Below are 4,027 nucleotides of genomic sequence, written 5' to 3' on the forward strand. Positions count from 1 at the left end.
GAAACCTGTTTCAGCTTAGAAATAGGTTTCTTAAAGTTGTATATTTTGAAGTTTGTAAGCCCATAAATATCCTTTGGACTCTAATAATAGGTCGTCGGTATTGTGTGTTTCGATAAATTGAACTGTTTGGTTAATCTGCATTTCATAACCATCAGTTGTACGCTCGATTTTGAGAGGGACATTTAGCTCACTAAATAGTTGGCGTATTCGGTAAATAGTATTATACAAATTTGCTAATGCACGTTTTTCATCTGTGTTAGGCCAAATATCATCAAGAATTTTCCACTTTGAAACAGCTTTTTCTTTATGGAGAAGGAAGTAATAAAAAAGCTCTTCGGTAACACGGGTAGGCCACTTTAGTGATTGATGGTCTTTTTTTATAAATGTATTACCGTACAGTTGTACTTGAAGAGTATTTGAACTTCTTTGTTGATTCGTAACACCGTAATATTTTTTTAGGCGGTAATCTACATCCTGTACAGCGCTAGGTGTTAATGGTTTTAATATATAATCGAGAGCTTGTACCCGAAACGCTTCTAAAGCATAAGTGGGGTAGGCAGTAGAAAAGATAATCGGAACATCGATACCGTCATCTACTAATTTCTTAGCGAGTTCAATTCCTGTCATTTTAGGCATTTCAATATCTAGTAAAATAGCGTCTAATGTGTAATGAGGAAGCATGTTAATTGCCTCTAATGGTGACTGGAAAGTATCAACAATTTGAAATCCGCCATGTTTTGTTAATAAATGATTATGTAAATCTAAAATAGGCTTTTCATCTTCTATTATTACTATTCGCCACACTACATTCTCTCCTTTAATGGAATCGTTACATTAATAGTTGTTCCTTTACTTTCAATAGAATAAATTTCTACAGTTCCATTAGAAAACTTTCGAACACGACGTAAAACATTAGAAAATCCAATTCCTTGGTTCTGAAGAGTTCCGTTTAACAAATTGTGTATGGTTGTTTCTGACATCCCAATACCGTTATCTATTACTTGTATAAATAAAATCTCTTTTATTTGTTTTATATTAATTTGTACATGACCGTTTTCTTCTTTCTCAAATAGACCGTGGCGTATTGCATTTTCCACAAGTGGTTGTACGAGTAAATTAGGTATATATATTTCATCTAAAGATTCAATAGTGTCAACTTCATATGAAAAAGAAAGACGTTCGCCAAATCGTGCCTTTTCTATTTCTACATATGCTCGAATGATGGAAATTTCTTTTTGTAATGTAGAGTAATTTGTTTCGTTTCCGGATTCAAATATATAGCGTAAGTAGGAGCTTAGCATCGTTAGGAGATGTGCAGCATGTTCGCTATCTGTATAACAAAATGAAATAATATTACTCATTGCATTATATAAGAAGTGCGGTTTAATTTGTGCCTGTAGAAAGGCCATTTCATTTTCAAATGCTTGCAGTATCGCTTCTTTTGTTTGGAAAATAGTATGTAATCTAGCTAATAGTACTTGCTTTGTATAAGGTTTGACTAAGTAATCATTTATTCCACTTGCAAATAAATGATCTACATGCGTTGGATAATCTTTTGAACTTAACATTAGAATAGGTAATTCTAGTACTGATGTTTTTTTGCGTATATGTTTAGCAAGTTCGACTCCTCCAATCTCAGGAAGAGTTTCATCTATGATAAGAAGCGCGAAATCTTTCATGCTCTCTAATAAGAAAATAGCATCTTGAGCCGAATGCACAATGGTAATATTGTATGTTTCTGCTAGTAAAGATTTTAGCACCTCTGTATGTATGACATCATCATCTACAATTAAAATTGTTGGCTGCTGACTAGTGTTTGCTTGGGAAACTTCTTTAAAATTATGTTGTTCCTGTAAAATAGTATGTATTTCTTTATATTCATAAAAAGGAACTTGGATTTTAAATAAGATAGAAGCTTTATAGTAATCTACCTGCAAATGTCCATCCATACGTTCTAGCAGTTCTTTACTTATTAATAAACCGATTTCAGTGCGAGTATCTTCATAAGTAACAGTAGAGTTGCTAGTCGCTTTAAAGGTTAAATGAATATTTTCTCCTATATGCTGAGCATCAATAACAATTTTCCCATCTACTGCATAGTAACAACATTCTTCTAAAATACGGTAAAGAACTTGTGTTAACCGGTCTTCATCTACTAGTCCGTGTAAATTATTTGGTACATACTCTTGATATGTAATATGTTTTCTTGAGAGAGGTAGTTCCATTAATTTATAAACATGATTCACAACCATTTTTATATTTGTTGATCTTGCTGTAAAAGAATAATCATGAAATTTAATTCTTGTGAAATCTTGTAGATCATTAGTAAGGTATAGTAAACGTTCTGTAAGTTGTTCTAATAAGTGTAGCTCATTTGAATGCTTCTCTTTTTTATCATTAGCTTTTACGGATTTAATTAAATTAATTGCATGGTATAACGGATCTTTTAATTCTTGTGTTGTTACTTTTAGAAAAGAATCTTTCGTTAAATGAATAGCTTCTAATTTTTTTGATAAGTGCTCGGCCTCTTCGGTACGATTAATAAAACGTGTGCCTAAAAAGACATTCATCATAATAATGAACCCTAGTAGCCCAAAGCGGTTAAATATATTACGACCTGATGCAAAAAGTTGTTCGAGTGTACCGCTAAAGAGAAACATAAATAGAGTAAGTAACATAAGGGTGAAAATTAAAATTTCGTTTTTACTAATAATCCACTTTTTTTGTATGATGAGCTGAGTCATTCTCAGGATAATCCACAACAACATGATATTCATATAAAAAAAGTATGGTGTTTGTAGATTTGATAGCGACCGAGCTGGAAATAAGATTATTCCTACGCTATAAATAAAGAAAGGTGAAAATAATAAAAACAGTTGTTTTTTATTTATAATAGTCGGCATAGTTTTTGAAATAAATAGTGGTAATAAAATAGCACTAAAAAATGTAATAGAGTCCTGTAAGCGAAAATAAAATTCAAAAGGGATATTAGGAACGGCACGAAGTAATATACGTTCTCCTCGTGTCATAACAATTAGTGCTAGGCTTAGGAAATAACAACCGCTATAAAAAAAGCCATCATCTTTTTTACGTAACAAAAAGATAGTGAGATGAAAAATACTAAAAACTAATAAGATGGAAACGGCTGTCCATTCGATATTTGTATCTTCAGCTACGTCTTCTTGCATTGCTTTAGCATCACCGAAATCGATTGGAAAAATAATACCTCCGCGTACATTGTAGAAATTTGAAACGTGAATTGTTAGGAGCAATTCTTTTGCTTTTGGCTTTAAATAAATTTCATATGATGGATTTTCAGGTTTTGTAGCTTCTTTTGATTTTCCAATTTGACCTATTGCAGAAACTTTTTCGCCGTTTACATAAATGGTATGGGCGGACCAAATGTTTCGAATGCGAAAGCCAACTTCAGAAAAATGCTTAGGTAGCTCGATTTTTAATTGATAAGAACCATATTGTGTTTTGGATTCCCACTGTCCTGGCACAATTTGATTTAGAGCTTTTTCTTGAAATTGGTTCACATCTACAAATTCATTTGGGGTGAATTTCCATTCGCCTGCTAAAGATAATATTTTCGCATTTGAAGGAAGATCACCTAAGTTAATTGTCCCATTTTGTGCACGTGTTTGAATGAGATTTGTATCACTATCTCGAAAGTTAATATGTATCATTAAAAATATCATCATAGTGATGAGAAACCAACCAATGGCTTGTTTCCACATGGAGTAATCACCTCTTCTTCAATAATATATAATAAAATTTCTAATAATTAAATTGTATATATCAAATATAAGGATTTAATGTATTGGCATGTTATGAAATCCATAGTTTTTTAACCAATTCGCCTGTAATGTATAGGGGAAAATGTTCCGGATGAAGGTTCAAAAGTAAAGAAAGGCGTTAGCTGAATACAGCCATTGTAAATATTGAAGTGATGTAAATGAATTATCAGTAGGACTGAAATTTTCCTTTATTTAGAGAGGATAAACTAAGAAAATAGAAGCATTGA

General features: G+C 32.0%; 2 protein-coding genes. Both read right to left on the reverse strand.

Annotated features, from left to right (window positions below):
- Nucleotides 1-30 precede the first annotated feature (30 nt).
- On the reverse strand, nucleotides 31-804 hold the full coding sequence (locus KVT34_RS29110; RefSeq protein WP_098341930.1) for a response regulator: 774 nt from the start codon (nucleotides 802-804) through the stop codon (nucleotides 31-33).
- Nucleotides 804-3,740, reverse strand: coding sequence for a histidine kinase (locus KVT34_RS29115; protein ID WP_088094954.1), 2,937 nt, complete (start codon nucleotides 3,738-3,740; stop codon nucleotides 804-806). Before KVT34_RS29115 ends, KVT34_RS29110 begins: the two co-directional genes overlap by 1 nt.
- Nucleotides 3,741-4,027 lie beyond the last annotated feature (287 nt).

Source organism: Paenibacillus sp. GbtcB18, from assembly GCF_019091125.1.
Classification (GTDB): Bacteria; Bacillota; Bacilli; order Paenibacillales; family NBRC-103111; genus Paenibacillus_F; species Paenibacillus_F chitinolyticus.

Excerpts from the sequence above, each read along its gene's own strand:
- KVT34_RS29115 (WP_088094954.1), bottom strand. The coding sequence starts at position 3,740 with ATGTGGAAACAAGCCATTGGTTGGTTTCTCATCACTATGATGATATTT.